General features: G+C 38.7%; 24 protein-coding genes, 1 tRNA gene and 1 pseudogene. 10 read left to right on the top strand and 16 right to left on the bottom strand.

Annotated elements, in window-relative coordinates; translation table 11 throughout:
• Window positions 1-2 precede the first annotated feature (2 nt).
• Both ACFIM8_RS06200 and ACFIM8_RS06195 read left to right on the top strand, forming a co-directional pair.
• Window positions 3-317 (top strand): integration host factor subunit alpha, encoded by a 315-nt coding sequence (locus ACFIM8_RS06200; protein WP_273791377.1) that lies wholly within the window; start codon window positions 3-5, stop codon window positions 315-317.
• A 196-nt stretch (window positions 318-513) separates the two neighbouring features.
• Complete coding sequence (locus ACFIM8_RS06195; RefSeq protein WP_375607116.1) at window positions 514-1,017, top strand: MerR family transcriptional regulator; 504 nt, start codon at window positions 514-516, stop codon at window positions 1,015-1,017.
• Between the two features lie 1,043 nt (window positions 1,018-2,060).
• On the opposite strand, the gene thrS is transcribed toward ACFIM8_RS06195, so the two are convergent.
• The 3 genes from thrS to ACFIM8_RS06180 form a co-directional block, all read right to left on the bottom strand.
• Window positions 2,061-4,037 (bottom strand): threonine--tRNA ligase, encoded by a 1,977-nt coding sequence (gene thrS / locus ACFIM8_RS06190; RefSeq protein ID WP_375607117.1) that lies wholly within the window; start codon window positions 4,035-4,037, stop codon window positions 2,061-2,063.
• 108 nt (window positions 4,038-4,145) lie between these two features.
• Window positions 4,146-4,496, bottom strand: coding sequence for a membrane protein insertion efficiency factor YidD (yidD, locus tag ACFIM8_RS06185; RefSeq protein WP_375607118.1), 351 nt, complete (start codon window positions 4,494-4,496; stop codon window positions 4,146-4,148).
• Window positions 4,497-4,925 (bottom strand): iron-sulfur cluster assembly scaffold protein, encoded by a 429-nt coding sequence (locus ACFIM8_RS06180; protein WP_375607119.1) that lies wholly within the window; start codon window positions 4,923-4,925, stop codon window positions 4,497-4,499.
• Between the two features lie 125 nt (window positions 4,926-5,050).
• On the opposite strand from ACFIM8_RS06180, the gene folE reads away from it, so the two are divergent.
• From folE to ACFIM8_RS06150, 6 genes are all read left to right on the top strand, one after another.
• A complete protein-coding gene (gene folE, locus ACFIM8_RS06175) occupies window positions 5,051-5,662 on the top strand; it encodes a GTP cyclohydrolase I FolE (protein ID WP_375607120.1) in 612 nt (203 codons plus the stop codon).
• Window positions 5,663-5,799: 137 nt separating this feature from the next.
• A tRNA-Leu gene (locus ACFIM8_RS06170) sits at window positions 5,800-5,884 on the top strand.
• A 193-nt stretch (window positions 5,885-6,077) separates the two neighbouring features.
• Window positions 6,078-7,250 (top strand): alpha/beta hydrolase, encoded by a 1,173-nt coding sequence (locus tag ACFIM8_RS06165; RefSeq protein WP_375607121.1) that lies wholly within the window; start codon window positions 6,078-6,080, stop codon window positions 7,248-7,250.
• Between the two features lie 137 nt (window positions 7,251-7,387).
• A complete protein-coding gene (locus tag ACFIM8_RS06160) occupies window positions 7,388-7,894 on the top strand; it encodes a hypothetical protein (RefSeq protein WP_375607173.1) in 507 nt (168 codons plus the stop codon).
• 649 nt (window positions 7,895-8,543) lie between these two features.
• Window positions 8,544-9,701 carry a tyrosine-type recombinase/integrase gene (locus ACFIM8_RS06155; protein WP_375614655.1) on the top strand — a complete coding sequence of 386 codons (1,158 nt, stop codon included), beginning with the start codon at window positions 8,544-8,546 and terminating at the stop codon, window positions 9,699-9,701.
• Between the two features lie 272 nt (window positions 9,702-9,973).
• Window positions 9,974-10,522 (top strand): antA/AntB antirepressor family protein, encoded by a 549-nt coding sequence (locus ACFIM8_RS06150; protein ID WP_375614654.1) that lies wholly within the window; start codon window positions 9,974-9,976, stop codon window positions 10,520-10,522.
• Between the two features lie 169 nt (window positions 10,523-10,691).
• Here the strand turns inward: ACFIM8_RS06150 and ACFIM8_RS06145 are convergent, their stop codons facing one another.
• Genes ACFIM8_RS06145 through ACFIM8_RS06130 form a run of 4 tightly spaced genes read right to left on the bottom strand, consistent with a single transcriptional unit; the run spans window position 10,692 to window position 11,919 of the window.
• Window positions 10,692-10,904, bottom strand: coding sequence for a hypothetical protein (locus ACFIM8_RS06145; RefSeq protein WP_375614653.1), 213 nt, complete (start codon window positions 10,902-10,904; stop codon window positions 10,692-10,694).
• Entirely contained in the window at window positions 10,897-11,100 is a 204-nt protein-coding gene (locus ACFIM8_RS06140; protein ID WP_375607124.1) for a hypothetical protein, read from the bottom strand. The genes ACFIM8_RS06145 and ACFIM8_RS06140 overlap by 8 nt, the downstream gene beginning before the upstream one ends.
• Window positions 11,033-11,260, bottom strand: a complete 228-nt coding sequence (locus ACFIM8_RS06135) for a hypothetical protein (protein ID WP_375607125.1) — start codon at window positions 11,258-11,260, stop codon at window positions 11,033-11,035. The genes ACFIM8_RS06140 and ACFIM8_RS06135 overlap by 68 nt, the downstream gene beginning before the upstream one ends.
• Window positions 11,257-11,919, bottom strand: a complete 663-nt coding sequence (locus ACFIM8_RS06130; RefSeq protein ID WP_375614652.1) for a lysozyme — start codon at window positions 11,917-11,919, stop codon at window positions 11,257-11,259. Before ACFIM8_RS06130 ends, ACFIM8_RS06135 begins: the two co-directional genes overlap by 4 nt.
• Before the next feature lie 161 nt (window positions 11,920-12,080).
• Between ACFIM8_RS06130 and ACFIM8_RS06125 the strand changes: the two genes are divergently transcribed.
• Complete coding sequence (locus ACFIM8_RS06125; protein WP_212113015.1) at window positions 12,081-12,383, top strand: type II toxin-antitoxin system RelE/ParE family toxin; 303 nt, start codon at window positions 12,081-12,083, stop codon at window positions 12,381-12,383.
• Window positions 12,370-12,690, top strand: coding sequence for an addiction module antidote protein (locus tag ACFIM8_RS06120; RefSeq protein WP_011180241.1), 321 nt, complete (start codon window positions 12,370-12,372; stop codon window positions 12,688-12,690). Before ACFIM8_RS06125 ends, ACFIM8_RS06120 begins: the two co-directional genes overlap by 14 nt.
• Window positions 12,691-12,733: 43 nt before the next feature.
• Here the strand turns inward: ACFIM8_RS06120 and ACFIM8_RS06115 are convergent, their stop codons facing one another.
• The 9 genes and pseudogenes from ACFIM8_RS06115 to ACFIM8_RS06075 all read right to left on the bottom strand — a co-directional run bounded on the left by ACFIM8_RS06115 (window position 12,734) and on the right by ACFIM8_RS06075 (window position 19,240).
• Window positions 12,734-13,012 (bottom strand): hypothetical protein, encoded by a 279-nt coding sequence (locus ACFIM8_RS06115; RefSeq protein WP_375614651.1) that lies wholly within the window; start codon window positions 13,010-13,012, stop codon window positions 12,734-12,736.
• Window positions 13,009-13,737: a phage antirepressor KilAC domain-containing protein gene (locus ACFIM8_RS06110; protein WP_375614650.1), complete on the bottom strand. Its 729-nt coding sequence runs from the start codon at window positions 13,735-13,737 to the stop codon at window positions 13,009-13,011. Before ACFIM8_RS06110 ends, ACFIM8_RS06115 begins: the two co-directional genes overlap by 4 nt.
• 287 nt (window positions 13,738-14,024) lie before the next feature.
• A pseudogene (locus ACFIM8_RS06105) lies at window positions 14,025-14,552 on the bottom strand (Rha family transcriptional regulator); the annotation flags it as partial.
• Between the two features lie 313 nt (window positions 14,553-14,865).
• Window positions 14,866-16,173, bottom strand: a complete 1,308-nt coding sequence (locus ACFIM8_RS06100; RefSeq protein ID WP_375614649.1) for a contractile injection system protein, VgrG/Pvc8 family — start codon at window positions 16,171-16,173, stop codon at window positions 14,866-14,868.
• Window positions 16,170-16,394, bottom strand: a complete 225-nt coding sequence (locus ACFIM8_RS06095; RefSeq protein ID WP_039760481.1) for a tail protein X — start codon at window positions 16,392-16,394, stop codon at window positions 16,170-16,172. Before ACFIM8_RS06095 ends, ACFIM8_RS06100 begins: the two co-directional genes overlap by 4 nt.
• Window positions 16,391-16,771 carry a phage tail protein gene (locus ACFIM8_RS06090; RefSeq protein WP_375607132.1) on the bottom strand — a complete coding sequence of 127 codons (381 nt, stop codon included), beginning with the start codon at window positions 16,769-16,771 and terminating at the stop codon, window positions 16,391-16,393. Before ACFIM8_RS06090 ends, ACFIM8_RS06095 begins: the two co-directional genes overlap by 4 nt.
• A 5-nt stretch (window positions 16,772-16,776) precedes the next feature.
• Complete coding sequence (locus ACFIM8_RS06085) at window positions 16,777-18,846, bottom strand: phage tail tape measure protein (protein WP_375614648.1); 2,070 nt, start codon at window positions 18,844-18,846, stop codon at window positions 16,777-16,779.
• Window positions 18,843-18,905 (bottom strand): hypothetical protein, encoded by a 63-nt coding sequence (locus ACFIM8_RS06080; RefSeq protein WP_375609601.1) that lies wholly within the window; start codon window positions 18,903-18,905, stop codon window positions 18,843-18,845. The genes ACFIM8_RS06085 and ACFIM8_RS06080 overlap by 4 nt, the downstream gene beginning before the upstream one ends.
• 47 nt (window positions 18,906-18,952) lie before the next feature.
• On the bottom strand, window positions 18,953-19,240 hold the full coding sequence (locus tag ACFIM8_RS06075; protein WP_375614647.1) for a phage tail assembly protein: 288 nt from the start codon (window positions 19,238-19,240) through the stop codon (window positions 18,953-18,955).
• Between the last annotated feature and the right edge of the window lie 2 nt (window positions 19,241-19,242).

Genomic DNA, 19,242 nt, shown 5'->3' with positions numbered 1-19,242 from the left:
TAATGACAAGTAAGACAGTAACGCGTGCAGATTTAGCGAGCGTAGTTTGTAAAAGAGTGGGCTTGTCACATACTGAATCAGCAGCTTTAGTCGAATTGGTTTTGGATGAGATTTGCAACTCACTTGTAAGAGGTGAAGCGGTTAAATTATCTTCTTTTGCAACTTTTCAGGTTCGCAGTAAAAATGAACGTGTTGGACGCAATCCAAAAACAGGTGTTGAAGCACCTATTCCGCCGCGACGTGTTGTGACGTTTAAGGCTGCCAATGTTCTTAAACAGAGAATTTTAGATTCGCATCGTGCAAAACAGAAAAAATGATATCTCATAAATAAATGCCATGGTATGTTTGGTATTTGTTAAAGAAATGTATAAAATAAAAGTCTTTGTTTTTTAGAAAAAGACTGGTGAGTAAGGTGTCAATGATGGTCTTATTTTTGACTAATTTTGTTGAGAAATTGAAACAGAATGAGTCATTGTAAAGTAATTTATTTTGTTTTAAATAAGGTGTTACAAAATGGATAAAAGCTCTGATGCTTTTCGCACAATTAGCGAAGTAGCGGAGTTATTGGAGCTTCCGCAGCATGTCTTAAGATTTTGGGAAACACGTTTTAGGCAGATTAAGCCAATGAAACGTGGGGGAGGAAGGCGCTATTATCGTCCGGTCGATGTTGATTTGCTCAATGGTATTAAGCAGTTACTATATGATCAGGGTTATACGATAAAAGGTGTGCAACGCCTTTTGAAAGAAAATGGTGTTGCTTTTGTGACTGCATTGGGTAATGGTGATCTTGATGCTATGAATGTGGTCATAGAGAAGAAACATGCAGGACAAACTTCTGAAAATGCAAGCAATAAGCCTAAAAAATCTTCTTTTGGGCTTTTGAGCTTCATGAGGAATGAGGGAGAAACATCTGTCGGTTCTGTGAATCTTTACAAAGACAAAACTGATAAAGCATTGTTACAAGAAATTTTGTTTGAACTCATTGAATGTAAGCGTGTTCTTGATAGAGCACGATAATAATAATATTTTTTATTTTATATGTGTTTCGTAGATATTTAGACGTTTTATGGATGTGCTCAGAGTTTAATACGTTCAACGAGAGGTCATGTATCGTATGTGTATATTTAACGAGTTTTTTATAAGAGTTTTTAATTTGGTAAAATATGAAGAGGAAAAAGAATAAACGCTGAGTTTTGCCATTTTTCTTTGATTTAGCTTTATAAAAATTAAGGCAATATCTCATCAGTGTAGATTGCGGGATGTAGAATGCCGTTGGCTTACCGATTCATGTGCTTGTTTTAAAGAGATGTTTCTTAAGCTTATTTTGCCATGATTCCTCGTGAATGATATAATGGTAAACTCTGCTGAATGTCGCTATTTTTACATTTATGAAGGAGCAAGTCGGCATCATCATTATAGTTATAGTCTGTCCTCAATGATTGCAACGATCCTTAGCACTTTAGGCGGTTCATTGTAGGCATTTTAAAAGTCCTTTCTCAATAATTTTTATCCACACATTTATTCCGCTTGTTTGGTGCAAGCAAATGATTTTGATAGATTTAACATAAACATATTTAAAATAAGAGAATCCTATGATATTCAAAGTCTTATTTAATATGAATAACGATATATTATGATTATAAATCAATATCTTGTCTTTTTTATAAGGGCTTATCTTATGAATAAGACATATCATTGTTCAGGTAATTTTACATATTTTTTATTAATAAATATAATCTTGTTTCCAGTTTTCTTGCTTGATATTGCTATCATTATTGTAATGATCTATCCATGATAATAGCAGAATCTTTTCATTATAAAGGTAAAAGATTAATGTTATTATTAATATTCAATTGGCTATGATTTTTTCATTTAAACAAGCTCATAGCTTACATTCAATTTTTTCACCAATCTACCTTGTAGAGAAAGAGCCGTTATTCTTTCTGATGATAGGTCATTGTGCATGAAACAAAAACACACTACAATATCAAATTATTTCATTTTGTACAAAAACTGAAGATTTATAGTAAAAAATTAACGTATTACAATTTTCTGTGATATTACGCATTTATTACGCGTTGCAAATCTGGAGGTGTTGCCTCATTTGAGAGTTGTTTAATTACATCTTCTACAGATAAAAGGGTTTGATTTGTACTTCCTAAGCGGCGCATATTTACGCTATTTGTTTCAGCTTCACGTTTGCCACATACCAAAATTACGGGGACTTTTTGTAAAGAATGTTCTCGTATTTTATAGTTAATTTTTTCATTGCGGAGATCTATTGTTGCGGAAAGCCCAGTAGCTTTAAGTTTTGCTGTTATTTTTTGGGCATATTCATTTGCTTCGGATGTAATTGTTGCAACAACAATTTGTTCAGGAGCAAGCCAAAGTGGCATATGTCCAGCAAAGTTTTCGATTAATATACCAAGGAAACGCTCCATTGATCCAAAAATAGCACGGTGGATCATAACAGGTTGACGTTTTTCTGAATCTTTATCAATATAGAATGCGCCAAAACGTTCAGGGAGATTAAAGTCTATTTGTGTTGTTCCACATTGCCATTCACGACCGATAGCATCCTTTAATGTATATTCAAATTTTGGACCATAAAATGCTCCTTCACCTGGAAGGATGCTTGTTTTGATTTGTCCTGCAAATTTTGTTTCAATCGTTTTAAGGACAGATTCCATGATACTTTCTGCGTGATCCCATAATGCATCAGATCCAACTCGTTTTTCTGGACGTGTTGAAAGCTTAAGACTGATTTCTTTAAAACCAAAATCAGCATAAGTTGATAAAATAAGATCATTAATACTGAGACATTCATCGGCTAATTGTTCATCAGTACAAAAAATATGCGCATCATCTTGTGTAAAACCACGCACACGCATAAGACCATGTAAAGAGCCTGAAGGCTCATAACGATGAACAAGTCCAAATTCAGCAAGTCTAATAGGCAAATCACGATAAGATTTTAAACCATGTTTAAAAATTTGCACATGACCAGGGCAATTCATTGGTTTAAGAGCATAAACATTCCTATGATCTGAATTTTCTACTGCTGGAATTGCTTTGAACATGTTCTCCTTATACCAGCCCCAATGGCCAGATATTTCCCAAAGTGACCTATCGAGAACTTGTGGCGCATTAACTTCAGCATATTGATGATCATCAAGGCGCCTACGCATATAGTTGATCAAATTTTGGAACATTTTCCAGCCTTTTTTGTGCCAAAAAATCATTCCTGGCCCTTCTTCTTGAAAGTGAAATAAGTCCATTTCACGTCCCAAACGGCGATGATCACGTTTTTCAGCTTCTTCTAGCATATGGAGATAGGCTTTTAAGTCATTTTCATTTGCAAATGCTGTTCCATAAATTCTCGTGAGCATTGGATTATTGGCATCGCCACGCCAATAAGCGCCTGCAACTTTCATTAATTTGAAAGCATTCCCAATTTGCCCTGTAGATTGCATGTGCGGTCCGCGACAAAGATCAAACCACTCTCCTTGATAATAAACTTTTAAATCTTGATTTTCAGGAATGCTATCAATAAGTTCAACTTTATAAAATTCCTTTTTCTCAGAAAAAACTCTTCTCGCTTTTTCACGAGACCAAATTTCTTTTCTAAAAGGTTTATTGCGTTGGATAATTTCACGCATTTTCTTTTCAATGACAGTGAGATCATCTAATGTGAAAGGTTGTTGGCGTGCAAAATCATAATAGAATCCATTTTCAATGACAGGACCTATTGTTACTTGCGTTTCAGGAAAGAGCTCTTGCACTGCTTCAGCAAGGACATGGGCGCAATCATGCCTTATGAGCTCAAGAGCGCGTGAGTCTTCTCGGGTAATAATCTCTACTTGACCAGATTGTCCCAATGGATCCGATAAGTCTCGCGTGATGCCATCAAGACTATAGGCGACTGCTTTTTTTGTAAGTGATTTAGAAATAGATTCTGCTAATTCCAAGCCTGTCATTTCGGGGGGGTAATTATGTTTTGAGCCGTCAGGAAAAGAAAGAGAAATAGAGCAAGACATAAAAACACCCTTTAAGTCCAATTCCGCCAACGATTGCGGATGGTTTCGTGACTAAGTAAAAACTTATAGACTAATCTTTCTATCAGTACATATAAAAAAAGAAAAGGATTATTTATTGTGTTTGTCAGAAATTTTCCAGTAACGCCAAGGTTTATAAAAACAGCAAGAATTTCCAAGTGATGGAGGGACTGGATCAAAGCCATCTGTTCCAAAGGGCCCACAACGCATGATACGAAAGAGTCCCATCCATGCACCAGCCCAAAGCCCATGGCGTGCAATCGCTTCATATGTATATTCTGAACAAGTCGGGGCATGGCGACATTGATTGCCTATAAGACTCGAAAGTGTTATTTGATAGAAACGTATTAAGAAAATACCCAATAATCGTCCGGGTGTCTTTTGCCAAGTGCCTGTGTAATTCCGAGTCAACTTTTTTTGTCTAGATTGTGATTTGAACATTTATTTTTCTTCAATTTTTTGAATGCAGTCTATCGTTGCATCAAAGGGTAGTAGTGTTGCTGCATGGCGCACTTTATAGTCTTTAATGGGCTGTAAGCAAGAAAAATCCTCAAATGGAGCTTGAGGAGAAGGACCATTTTGCGTTAGCATTTGGTAGATAACTTCACGCAATATTTTAAGATCTTGAGTTGTTTGTCCGATGATATGAGATGCTAAAAGTGAAGCTGAAGCTTGCCCTAGCACACATGCATGTATTTCGTGAGCAAAATCGGTAATGATACCATTTTCCACTTTTAAATCTACAGTGATTGTCGAACCACAAAGGTGTGCATGTTTTCTTGATGTTGCATCAGGATTATTAAGACGCCCAATTTTGCCTATATGTGCAGCATATTTAAGTATTTTATCATTATAGATAGTATCAATCATGCGCTATTGCCTGAAATTTTGAGAGTCGTGATTGTTTAAACTTTTAATTCGCTTATATAGAGATTATACAAAATGAGATAGGTATGGAGCAAATGCTTTGTATAGAATAAGCTTGGAGTTTTTGAATGCGTAATGTTGTTAAAGAGGACACAAATTTATCTGAAGAAAAGCGTCCGAGTATTGAAGAGGTGGAAGAGGCGATTCGTACATTACTCTTATGGATAGGGGAAAATCCAAATAGAGAAGGGCTTTTAGATACTCCAAAACGTATAGCCAAGGCATATCGCGAGCTTTTTAATGGTTATAGTCAATCGGTTAAAGAAACCTTAGGTACAGTTTTTGAAGAGGTTTCAGGATACAATGAAGCCGTAATCGTAAAGAATATATCTTTTTATTCACACTGTGAGCATCACATGATCCCAATTATTGGGAAAGCACATATAGCATATCTTCCTAATACAAAAATTGTTGGTCTTTCAAAAATTGTACGTGTTGTAGATATTTTTTCTCGTCGTTTACAAACTCAAGAAGCTATGACAGCGCAAGTGGCTCACGCGTTAAAAACGTATCTGAAGCCTCATGGTATAGCAGTATTGATTGAGGCTGAGCACATGTGTATGGCTATGAGAGGAATCCAAAAACAGGGCTCTACAACAATTACAAAAAACTTTCATGGTTATTATGAAAAAGATCAAGCGGCACAAGAACATTTTATGATGATGGTTCAAAGGTCATAGTAAAGCCCATATTTCTCGTAATCCCTATTAAGTTATAAAACATCCGGATAAAATAAATTATGAGAAAAAGAAAATTGGCTTGTACCTTTCTTTATGATTTGTTAAAGGCTAAAAACTAAGGTTTTTTCTTTCCACGTGCGGTCGTGGCGGAATTGGTAGACGCGCAGCGTTGAGGTCGCTGTGGGGCAACCCGTGGAAGTTCGAGTCTTCTCGACCGCACCAGTTAGCAGTGAGTTTCTCCATAATGAGATGAAGTTATGTTAGAGAGAGGGGATTTATAGGCATTATAGAAAAATCTTTTTTGTATGTTATTTGTTGGTGTGTTGCCAATAATGTTTCGTTTTTTATTACTTTATCTATGCATTTGAAATGTTATATTTTTATAAGGTGGGGTTAAGTTGCAGTGAGAAGTATAATGATTCTGAGATATTTAACACTTCTTATTTGTATTTCTTTATTATCAGCGTGTAGTGATTCACGTGCTGTACTTTGGCATGGGGTACATGCAACACCTTCTATGACTGCTGTAGAAAGGGAAGTTGAAGGGAAACCAGTTTCTCCAAAAGCCATCGTTCCAGTGTATGTTGCAACAAGTCGTATGATGCAAAATAATTACGCTCAACCTTATGGTGCAGAGCGATCAAATAAAGTTCATTATAATCGCGTTGACGTAGGAATTCCTCAGCAACATGTAAAGGGAGTTGTTGAAATAAATGCCTATAAACCTACGCATGATAAGTATTTTGCAGCAGTAGCATTGCAAAAATACGATAATAAAGAACAGTTTAAACAGCAATTAAATGCTGCTTTAGCAAAAAAGCCAAAAGGAAAAAGAGAAATTTTTCTTTTTATCCATGGGTATAATAATAATTTTGCAGATGGTACATTTCGTACAGCACAGTTTACACACGATTATTCTTTAAATGTTGTCGCTGTGCATTATTCTTGGCCTTCGGCCGGATCAGTTCCTCTTTATATTTATGATCGTGACAGTGCTAATTTTGCCCGTGACGGATTGATAGAGCTTTTAACACTTATTAGTGAAACCAATGCTGATCAAATTTCGGTTATTGCACATTCTATGGGCAATTTTGTTATAATGGAAGCATTTAGAACGTTAGCGTTACAGGGAAAATATAGGCCTATTCGTCGTATTACAAGTTTATTAATGGCTGCACCAGATATTGATGTTGATGTATTTGAGCGCCAACTTAATGATATAAAAAAACTCCCGCAGCCAACCGCTATTTTAGTATCCAGAGCGGATAAAGCTCTTGCCGTTTCAGGACGTCTTACGGGTGGACATCATCGTGTGGGCGATGGCTCAGATATCGAAATGTTGCGTAAAAATGGAATAGCTGTTCTTGATTTTTCTCATGTGGATGGGGGAGCACACAATGTCTTTGCATCTTCGCCAACGTTGATGGCTCTTTCTCGAGAAGGTTCTTTGGCTTCCACAATTATGCAAGGTACAGAATTGTCACCTAGTCAAGCCCTTCTTGCTGATGGTAGTAGTGTGTTGGAAAAAACAACACATCTTATCCTTTATACACCTGTACGTTTTCTCTCTCCACGGATTCCACGTTGATCGTGAAAAGAGAGAAAGGGCTCCATCGAATAATGTATTGGAGGTAATATTTTTTAGCACTTTCTTTAGAATGGTCTTGTAAAATGAAAAATAAATAGCGGGATGAATGTAAAAAACAGTCATTAGGTGAGTTTGTGATGATTGCACGGGAACGCTATGTTAATACGCCTACAGTTGTTGATTATTTATCTCATTCCGCAATTAAGTTATTAGACATTCATGCTATGCTTGTGAAGGTGAGAAAAGGTGATATGGGGGAAAAACCAAATTTATTGCGTCAAATTGATTCTACAAAAAAACAGTTAGATGAAATAAGCCATGCTCTTATTTTAGAATATCGTAAACGCCAAGAAAATGAGCGTTTTTTAAAACAAATTCTGCTATCTATTTCTGATCAACTTTTTGCACTTAATAATGGTTTTAAGGAAACAGGACGTCTTTTTTTTCAAGAAGTTAGAATACTTCAATCTCAGATGCAATGTTTATATGAGGGAAAGGAGAGGCTGCATTTGTTGAATAGCCAAGAATCTTTTTGTTCTCCGTCAAAGATTGATGAAGTCATTAAACAGTTACAAAAAGCACGAGAAAAGCTTATTCTTGAAAGTCCACATCTCTTTGAAAAAAGCACAAAAGCTAAACAATAAAAGTTCTTTAGTTGAGCAGATAGATAATTTGAATTTTACAGCAAAAACGCTGTTAGATAGAAGGCTACAACCTTTTTAAAGAAAAGAATTTGCTTTAATAAATGAAACACATGCCTTATGTCTTTGCTAAAGTTAAGGCTGATGAATTAGGTGGCTTTATTGAAAAAAATGTTTGTGGAAAGAATTTTACAAAAAACTTTCTGATTCTTTTAATAATAGCCCGCCGGATAATTTTACCAATGTTATGAAGTTGTTAGTATATTCATTAGAAACTTAAACTTTAATATTTTCCTTGGTAGAAATTAGCTGAATTTAAAGTATTAAAAAGAAGTTTGATAAAAATAACATATTTTGTAAATTCACGCTCACCTCTACCTTCTCTTGAATTTAAAAACACTCGGAAAATGAAAAGCTACACGTAATTAAAAAACATATGGTGCCCCCAGAGAGCGAATCAGGCCTTAGCAACAAGAATCAAGTTATGTAAATATGTGCAAGAGCATATTGATGTCTATAATTTTTTATGTTCCAATAAAAAAATTAAGAATTAAAGAAAAAATCTCAAATCAAAAAATTAAGGTGGTCTAAAAGGTGGACCCAAAAAGGTGGACGAGCAATGTGTGAAAAGGTGGACGAGAAGGGAAATTAAGTGAGGGGGATTCATAGATTATCAGCATTGCTTGTCAAGTCTGCTTCTCAAGGTAAATACTGTGATGGAGCAGGGCTATGGTTGAATGTTCGAAAAGACAATACGCGCTCTTGGTTCTTTCGTTATACATACCATAACAAACGCCGTGAAATGGGGCTTGGTCCAGTCGCACAACTTTCTCTGAAAGAAGCGCGCGAACTTGCCAAGCATTATAGTGCTATTCTCAGAGAAGGCAATGACCCTATTGTCTTTCGAGAACAAACCGTTTTAAAACAGCAAAGCAACATATTCAGTGAGATTGCAATTGCGGCTTTTGAAAGTAAAAAAGCAGAGTTAAAAAATGAAGGCAAAAATGGGCGTTGGTTTTCTCCGCTGGAATTGCACGTTATTCCACACATAGGCAGCCTCTCTATAGAAAAATTAACGGCTAATATCATTCGCAATGTTCTTGCGCCCCTTTGGCATGAAAAAGCAGATACAGCACGAAAAGCGTTAAACCGTATTAACATTTGCTTGAAATATGCGGCGGCTCTTGGTTTGGAAGTTGATCTACAAGCTTGTATGAAAGCACGCGCCCTTTTGGGAAAGCCCCGTACTACACCAACAAATATTCCTGCTATGCCATGGCAAGAAGTTCCGGCATTTTATCAGAATTTAGATGATAAGATTCTTTCAAATTTAGCACTGAAGTTGCTTATTTTGACGGGGGTACGGTCATATCCATTGCGCTATTTGCGTCTTGAACAAATAGATAAAGATATATGGACGATACCCAAAGAAAATATGAAGGGTATTGTAGGGAAAGTTTCAGATTTTCGCGTGCCATTGAGTAATGAAGCTTTAAAAGTGATTGAAAAATCTCTTCCCTTTGAAAAAAATGGTTTTCTCTTTTCTGGTCTTACCGGCAAACCAATTTCTGATGCAAGCATGGCAAAATATATGACAATTTGTGGTTTGACTTATCGTCCCCATGGTTTTCGTTCCAGCTTACGGGATTGGATAGCAGAGACAACGTCAACACCCTTTGAGATTGCCGAAACTGTTCTTGCACATTCAGTTGGGAGTTCAGTGACAAAAGCTTATATGCGGACAGATTTTTTAGAACAACGCCATGCTCTCTTGGAACAGTGGGCTGCATTTATAACAGGAGATACTTGACAGGATTATAACAATGTGTCTATTGTCGAAGCAGGTGCCTAGAAAACACCTTAGACACATAGCGGATAGATTGCCGATACAATCTTTTCTCAGCACATTAAAGGCTTTGACTCATTGTATGTTACACACATATAATGGCTTTGCCGGGTGTGGTTATGCTATACAATACCCTTTTGGGGAAGGCATAACGACGGGCTATGTGCCGTGTTTTCTAGCACCCGGCGCTCTTCTAGAGTGTCAATAGAAGACATTTAAACACATAGGAGTTCATTATGAACACGCTTATAGAAATTAAAGAAAAAATCGTTGATCAGGAAACTGTTCAAACGGTAAACGCTCGTGATTTGCATGCGTTTTTGGAAATAGGGAAAGATTTTTCTACCTGGATTAAAGATCGCATTCATCAGTATAAATTTGAAGAGGGTAGTGATTTTATAAAAACACAAGATTTGCGGTCCCCAAAATTGGGGAGCGCAAAATCTAGAGCTATTACAGCAATAGATTATCACCTTACCTTAGACATGGCTAAAGAACTTTCAATGGTTGAACGCAATGAGAAAGGTAGACAGGCCCGTCGTTACTTTATCGAGTGTGAAAAAAAGTTAAAAAGCCAATCTGTTGATTATGATAATGATACACGCTTTGATTTGCCAAGTTACTGGGAGGGTATGAGTGCTGGTGAAAAAGCTTTGTATCTTTTAGGTCCAATCCATGTTCGTCTTATTGACGCTTTTAGAGTGGATGAAGAGAATAGAAAATATAAAGCTCTCATTAAAGAAGCTAAGCGGGTTTTAGCAAGATCTGTTACGAAAGCTGCTTAAGTAAACGACATGACTCATCTCCCCGTTTCAAAAGCGGGGAGAGGATAAGGCTTTCAGCTTTTGAAAACCACTGTTTGAGATGTGTAAAACGATATTATCTCTCGCATCTGTGAGGCGCGCGAAATTGACAATTCATTTGCTAAACAGTTTCGCACATCTCAGAATGTATTTAGAGTCGGATATTTGGTTTTTGTGTAAAAACACTTACCAATGCGTCCATAATACGTGAAAAATCAAGCGCTAATAAGATTATAATGAGTACAATCCATTTCGTATAACGAGACATCACTTTTACACTTTTGTAGGTCATGATGATTTCTTGAAGTATTTCTTTTTCTCCTTCTGTAAGTTCTATATCGTCTTGTGTTCTTTTTCTAGCCATGTTTCCACCCACACACACGTTCACCCTGCTTGTTATGCTTTAAGATCTCTCTTGCTAAATTGGAACTGATGACGTTAACATCTTGCCTCTCTAAATAAATTGGCAACCAACCAACACAAGAGACATACTTATTTGTCCCGCAACCAACGAGAGAGAGCAGTACGCACATCAGTATCATTTTTCTGATTAACTTCATTTTCCACCTCCAGCCGTGTTGTTGCTGCCTTTAAGGTTTTTTCTGTTTGCTTTTGCCGTTCTGCCTTTTTTCCAAGGGTAAAAGCTTTTGCCAAAGCCATAAAAAAAGCGGCTAAAGCCGCGCCTGTTAACAGCAGATTTCTTTTCATCCATAAGATCATAGGCGGTGTTCCTGAAAACGTTTAGCAACAAAGAAAATGCCAGCACATGCGGCTAAAACCATGATAGTGGCGAGCGCCCATTGCACTGGACCATTGCCTGCTAATAAGCCTCCAAGCCCTGAAAAAGAACCAATAATCGGTGCAAGAGCTTCGGCTTTGAAAACCCCCGTTGGTGCTTGCGTTTCTACTGTTTGATAATTGGAGGAAACAAAAGCCCCTTTCGCCCATAAGCCTGTTTCTGCTGCACGCCGGTGTGCGAGACCTTCAAGACGCTTACCGCCTGCTTTGGTCCATTTCTGTAGCTCGGCAGGGACAGCTTCATATTCACCTTGATTGAGCTTTTTTAACAGTGTCGAGTTACAAAAGGCTCCTGTTCCTACATTATAGCAAAAGGACACTAACGCCGCGAATTGTTCATCTGTTAATGAAACTGTAACAGCGCGTTCAACAGCATTTTCAAATTGTCTTAAGTCTTGGCAAAGAAGTTCTTCTGCTTGCTTTTCAGTGATTGTCATGCCTTCGTAAATAAAAGGTTTTCCAGCACTGTTTGTATGTCCATAACCTATTGTCCACACCCCAATGGCATCTTTATAGGCGTTTAAACGCAAACCTTCCCATTGTTTGATAAGTGCAAGTCCTTCTGATGATATTTTTCGCATATGCTTCTCCATAAAAAAAGCTCCGCAAAAAGCAGAGCTGGATTAAAAAAATTGACATCTTTCTCATTCGGAAAGATAGCTTGGTTAAGCTTCATGTCGCTTTTTCATTGGAACAAAAGAATGTATTTGACATTGTAATAATTGTATCTTATAAGTTACAAATGTTTACAGTATACAAAACAGAGCATTTTATAAAATGGCTAGATTCTTTAAAAGATGAGATTGCGCAAGCGCATATTGTTAAACGGATAGCAAGAATAGAAACGGGATTTCTTGGAAATGTAAAATTTTTCCGTGGAATTGGAGAGTTAAAAATACATCATGGTCCTGGCTATAGAATCTATTTTGTAAAACAAGGTAAACAAATCATTTTGTTATTAAATGCGGGTGATAAATCTACACAACAAAAAGATATCGAAAAAGCTCTTCAATTAGTAAAGGAAATGAAACATGGAAATTACTAAATTTGACACAAGTGAATATTTCAAGACACCTGAGACACAAAGGATTCTTTTAGAAGATGCTCTTGAAAGCAAAGATAGTAAGTATCTTGCCCATGCTCTTGGTATAATAGCGAAAAACCAAGGAATGAGTAAAATCGCCCAAAATACAGGGCTATCAAGAGAGTCTCTTTATCGTTCTTTAAGCGATAAAGGTGATCCACGCCTTTCTACTTTTCTTAGTGTTTTGAGTGCTTTAGATTTGCAAATGAGTTTAACACCTATTCAAAAGAATTGTAAGGAGCAGAAAGCTTTAGAAGAAGCATCTTAACCACCTCCCCACCTTTGAAGTGGGAAAGGGGCATATATTTTACTTAAGCAACTTTTCTAATAGGGTTCTCTAAATTTGGTTCGTAAGCTTTCAACAAAGAATCCATGCTATGTGGCAGTTCGGAAGCTCCAAAATCTGTTAGAACTGTTAAGATTTTAAGCATACTTGGAACCTCATTCTGAAGTTTTAAAATCAAAACCTTTTCTATTACACTCATAGTGTCAACCAGAGCAGTACAATCTTTGTCGCTCACATTTTCATCATTAGAAAATTGAGATAATGCTATCCATAAATCGCATAAGAAGTTGGTATCTATCTTCATTGCACACCTCCATGGATTTGTTCTCTTAAACATGCCAATCCTCTAGATGTGATTTTCGTTGAAGGAAGCACCTTTTCTGTACCATCCGGTCTTTGAATGGTAATAGCAGGGCAGTCCATAAAGCCTTTCTTGATTTTATCCTGATAAGGTAACAGAGGTGCTCCTGGAGCTCGTCGATAGACCCAATCATGTTTACGCAAGTAATCAGTTAAATCCTTTGGTCGCACCTCCAACATTTTCGCTGCTTCAATAAGACCAAACAAACCATCAGAACGCTTTAGACCTTCCAAAGCTTCAGCTTTTGGAGCTAATTCTGCAATAACATGATCTTTCTGCTCAATTTGACTTTGTAAGTGATTCAAAACACCAAGTAATGCTTCGGGTTTGGAATAGTCAACTTGTGGTGTTGTTATTTGTCTTTCCAATTCTTGCCAACGGTCAATGATTTTAGCACGTAAAGCAGTACTGTAACCAGATACGAGAATTAAACATTCACGCTTAGGTAAGTTATAACAAGGGCGGCTTTCACCTTTTGCATCAACGTAAGTACCGATAAAATCAACCAATCCAAATTTGGAGCCGTTAAGTTCTTCAAGCATTTTCTTGATATCACGCATAATATGTGCGTGCTGCTTTTTACACAAATCAGCAATTTCACGACTAGACATAGTCCGAGTGGTAGCACTATTAGCAGTGCTTTCTTTAGTTTCTATGAGATTGTTCATAAAGAACTCCTTGCTACTTAGAGGTTTCTTATTGACACTCTACAAGAGTGTCGGGTGTTAAGAAACACGGTAGCAAGTCCGCCGTTATGCTTTTCCCAAAAGGGTATTTTATAGCGTAACTACACCCGACAAAGTCATTATATGCGTGTAACATACAATGAGTCAAAGCTTTTTAATGTGCGGAAAACTGATTATTTCGACAATCAATCCGCTTGCTATCAAGGTGTTTCTTAGGCACCTGATTCGATTATTCATATTGTCGCAATATTGTCAAGTGGCAATGTAATGTTTTTATAAAAGTAATCAGCTAAATCCTTTGGTCGTACCTCTAACATCTTTGCTGCTTCGATAAGACCAAACAGACCATCAGAACGTTTTAGACCCTCAAGTGCCTCTGCTTTTGGTGCTAATTCTGCAATAACATGATCTTTCTGCTCAATTTGACTTTGTAAGTGATTCAAAACACCAAGTAATGCTTCGGGTTTGGAATAGTCAACTTGTGGTGTTGTTATTTGTCTTTCCAATTCTTGCCAACGGTCAATGATTTTAGCACGTAAAGCAGTACTGTAACCAGATACGAGAATTAAACATTCACGCTTAGGTAAGTTATAACAAGGGCGGCTTTCACCTTTTGCATCAACGTAAGTGCCGATAAAATCAACCGGCTCAAATTTGAGCTCGTTAAATATTTGCTTGATATCGCGCATAACATTCTTATGCTGCTTACTACACACCTCCGCAATTTCAATGCTAGACATAGTTTGAATGGTAGCTCCACTAGAGGTACCTTCTTTAATTTCTATAAGAGTGTTCATGTGAACTCCTATGCAGTTAGACGTTTGTTAATGACACTCCATAAAGAGTGCCGGGCGCTAACAAACACGGTGCATAGTCCGTCGTTACGCTTTCCTCGTGAGAGTATTGTATAGCGCAACTACACCCGACAAAGTCATTATATGCCACACGCATACAATGAGTCAAAGTCTTTAATGTGCGGAGAAGAGATTGTGTCGGCAATCCATCCGCTATGCATTTAAGGTGTTTGTTAGGCACCTGATTCGATTATTCATATTGTCGCCACAATGTCAAGCTGCTTTCGAGATTTTCTTACATTTTTTCTAATTTGACTTATCTGTCTTCCTCGTCCATATGGATAACGCCTTCGCCTTCGTTGCATGCGTTTGGTGGAGCGTTTGGATCAAGGGTATCGTCCTTGTCTGGTGTAGTGTTTGCAACGTTTCCAGCTGTGTCTTCTTGGGCTTCATCAAAAAGTTCGCACTCTATTTTTGTGGTGTAACCACCCGTTTTATCAAGTTTGTGTTTAACGCTTTTGATGCGCCATTCTGCTGGAATATAGGGGCGGAAAGGGGGCTCCTGAACAAGCTTTGCTTCCGCTTGTACAAAGGGATCACCACCAATATCACATGAGAAAGAAGATTTCCCACGCGATGATTTATTGCGATAAGCCGCAATGGCTGCAACAGCTTCTGATTGATTGTGGTAGGTATATTTGAGTTCATGAAACGGTGCTTTACCAACTTTGACTTCCTTTTTTTCACCAGTGCGAATATCATGATAGCTTGCGATAACACCGCCTTTTTTCTCTTCTTCTTGTTCTTGTTCTTCAGATGTTTCGGCTGCTGTCTCTACTTTAGACAAATTGGGGGCGTCATTTTCATCCATATGGATAACATCTTCGCCTTCTTCAACTTCTTCTGGTTCTCGTGCATCAGCGGCGGCTTTTTGATCATCTCCTGCCTCTGTTGCTAAGCCGTTTGCTGCTCCTGCTTCATCACGCGCACTGTATTTAAAATCCCAAGAGGTACAGAGTTTTTCATGGATAATAACAACGGGGAGTGTTTCACCAGTGATGGCTTTGCCTTCCCCCCGTCTAGCCAAAACAAGCTTGCCATCAACGGGTTTTGCTACCGCATCATAGTCTTCTGCAAGGCGCGTGGCAAAAGCCATATCGCTTTCAGAAGTTTGATCAATGTGACGCACAACAATTTTAGCAAGAGCAGGGTCAACTTTTGGTGTATAGCCATTGCGCTCTGCTATCTCTTGAACAATACTGCCAAGGGTTTGTTGGTGATAGGATTGGCTTTTGGGTGTTCTATAAGACGTATTCATAGAGGCGGCGCGTCCGGTCACGCTTAGGCTTTGAGGCGGGCTGCTTACAGAGATTTCATCAATCAGATAGGCTCCCATATCGCGGTTTTTGCCGCCTTCATAGCCAAGTGTGACAGAAATGATTGTTCCGATGAGAGGAATATCGAGAAAGCCGTTATCACTGTCACGGGCGCGGTCATCAAGCTCTATGGTAATGCGGTCACTTTTGTCTTCTGCTTCATCGGTAATTTCAATCGACAAAACATAGTCCATCAGCGTTCTTGTGATGTCCTCTCCATTTGCCATCACTGTGCAAAAAGGTTTCATGACTGGCTACCCCAAATTCTAATCACCGGTGTGGCTTTAGGATAGGGGAGGGTTGGCAAAACGATTGTGATGCCTGCTTTTAAAATGGGTCCATAGTCTGCAAGACCAAAATTCGCTGCATAAACGCGTTCAACAGCAAGGGCTTGTTGACCCTTGGCATAGTATCTCCAGCAAATGGCATCAACCATATCACCTTCTTTTGTTACGTAAAGATCACTCATAGCTCTTCACCATATTCTCTCAACTTTATCGTAAATTCTTGTTTTTTGGGGGACCCGTTATAGTGAAAAATGCTTTGTTTTTCCTCTACAGAAAGGATAACAAACTTGCCTAAAATTTTCCCCTGACCGGTTACAAGGATATGAGGACCATTATGCGCCATTTGTCGCAAATACTCGATTTGTCCGTGACCGCCTTTAAAATCTGGATAGATCACACCGGTTAAAGAAAATTCCGCATTTGCCACAGCAGGCAATTGAAGCGCTGCTTTGCGCCCCAATCGCCCTTGCTCGACCCATGGAATGCCATAAGACATGTCAAGGGTTTGATAAGCAGCTGTTTCAATGGAAAAGATAAAACCACCCAAAGCTAACATCATGGCGCTTAATCCGAAAGGCTAGAGGCTATAGCCAAGCGTTGCTGCTTGGCATAGCGTTCAAGGGCTTGATTGACTGCGTCTCTGATTTCGTCCTTGAGACCATTGGGGACAGAAATATTTAAATTTGAAATCATCACGCGGGCATCTACTTCTACCGGCTTATGAACGGTAATGGGCTTGGGAGCTTTGAAGGCGCCCACTTTTGCATTTGTAGCCTGCATTTGTCCTGTTTCGACTACGCTTGTATTAAAGCCACTTTTGCGTTTTTCAGGGGGGGTATTTGTAACCACTGCTGTATCCAGCATTCTTTTTGCCCGTGTATTAGTTTCTTCGGTAAAGGTTTTAATGGTCTTCGTTGAAGTTTTGTCTATTGAGACATTAAACCCTAACTTTTCTTTCATCCAATTAGGCATCCAACTGGTTAATTTACTCATCATGCCGCTAAGCCATTCAGACAGAGCATTCCATTTGCTTTTGATGCCGTCCCAAAGCCCATTAATAAGATTGGAGCCTACTTCCATTAAATCGACACCAAACAGCCATTCAATGAGTTCATTGATTTTTTTCGAAATCCAAGAGAGTGGTGAAAAGTTTTTAAAGAACGTCAAGAGGTTATTGAAAACATTACTACATAAGCTGTAAAAAGAATCCCATAACTTGCTTATAAAGCTTATGACTGTATCCCAATGTTTGTAGAGCAGATATCCGGCAGCAACAAGAGCTGCAATACCAGCCATTATCCAGCCTATGGGGGTTGTCATGATGGCAATACCAAGCGATATAAAAGCAGAACCAACGGCGGTTATTGCTGGAATAAGTGACGCTACAAGAACTGCCCCAACCGCGGCTAAAGATGCTGCTACCCAACCATTGAGTTTGTCCCAATATTGATAGAGGACAAAGAGCGCTGCAATGCCACCCATTAACCAGCCTATGGGGGTCGTCATAATTGTGATACCAAGGCTAACAAACGCTGTTCCCACGGCTGCTAATGCGGCAATGAGTGGACCAAAAATGAAGGAACCAAGAGCTACAAGCCCCACCTTAAAGAGGGTTATTTCACCAATCAATGGCTCTAGCCATTGGAACCAGCCTTTAATCCTCTCTGTGAGATCACTGATGCTTTTTCTTAAATCAGAGGTAGGATTAAGCAAATCATTAAGGACTTTTTTTAAGGTCTTTGCCCAACTCGCAACGGTTGTTTGAATGAGATCACGGTTTTCATCAATCAACTTTGAAAAACCGTCGATCATATCATTGATGACGGGCATAAAACGGGCGCCAATAAAGCTCGCGATACCGCCTATTTTTTTCTTAAAAGCACCAAGCTTATCACTCAAATCTGCTGCATAGCGTGCAACATCGGCGCCTATGAGCCATTTTCCTTTCCGGGCCTTTGCAAACAGTTCTTTGATAGGCGCCATGCCTTGTGCAAGCATGGTCGCCATTTCTTTACCATCACCCCCAAACAGCAGAGCGGCAATATGCTGTCTTTGTGCTTGGCTTTTCATCTTACTCATCTTGTCGGTAATTTCTTCTAACAAGACAGAAGTGGATTTGAGTTTTCCAGAAGTGTTTTTGACAGAAATGCCAAGCGCTTCAAAACCCATCATGCCTCTTTTTTGTCCAGCATAGGCTTGTGCCGAACGCCTATTTAAAACCGCTAAGGATTGTTGAAAAAGTTCGGCAGAAGTGCCTGAATTATCGGCTGCATCACCCCATAATTGAAGTGCCGTAACACTCATATTTAAATGGTGTGATGCGTGATAAAGACTATCTCCCAGATGCATGGTTTTCATGGTGAGGGCGGTCACACTTGCCACAAGACCACCCCCGGCAAGCCCTAAGACACCGGTAAAGACTGAAGCACGACTTGCCGCCACTCCAAGAGCACTTTGAACGCCATGAAGGCTTTTTGTCATGTTTTTGACAGCAGCAGAAAAGCGCGGAATACCCAAACTATGTGAGAGTGTTTTTGACAATGTATCGAATTGTTTTTGAACACGTTTGAGAGGTGCCGTGAGTTTATCTTCAAGAGACAATTTTACCTTTGCATCAGCAACTTTTTCACTCATTTTGTCTTACACCTTTCTGCTGCTTGGTTTCGCCAGAATATGAGTTCTTGTGGTTCCATTTCCATCATGTCTGAAAGGGACCAATGGAACACAATGGTAATATCGGCTATGAGTTTTGCGGCGGTTTCCCAGTCGAGGTATCCCGCCGTTTGATAAAAGACTCCAAGATCTCTCCAATATTTGTCAAATCATTGATGTCGAGTTCGCTGATAACCTCATGCGGCCATTCAGAAAGGCGTGCGATCATAGTGATTGTTTGCTCTATACCTTCTTTTTTGTCGATTGCTTGCAAATCTTTTGTTTTGGGGCGCCGTAAGGTAATTGTGGTGTGCTCTTTTCCTTCAAATGTGAGAGGTTCAAGCAATTGATATGTAACATTTTTTTGTAGTGTCATTT

Source organism: Bartonella sp. AC535YNZD (assembly GCF_042196625.1).
In the GTDB taxonomy this organism is placed as follows: Bacteria; Pseudomonadota; Alphaproteobacteria; order Rhizobiales; family Rhizobiaceae; genus Bartonella.
The sequence above is the reverse complement of the archived record's forward strand: the minus strand, read 5'-3'. Positions and strand labels throughout refer to the sequence as shown.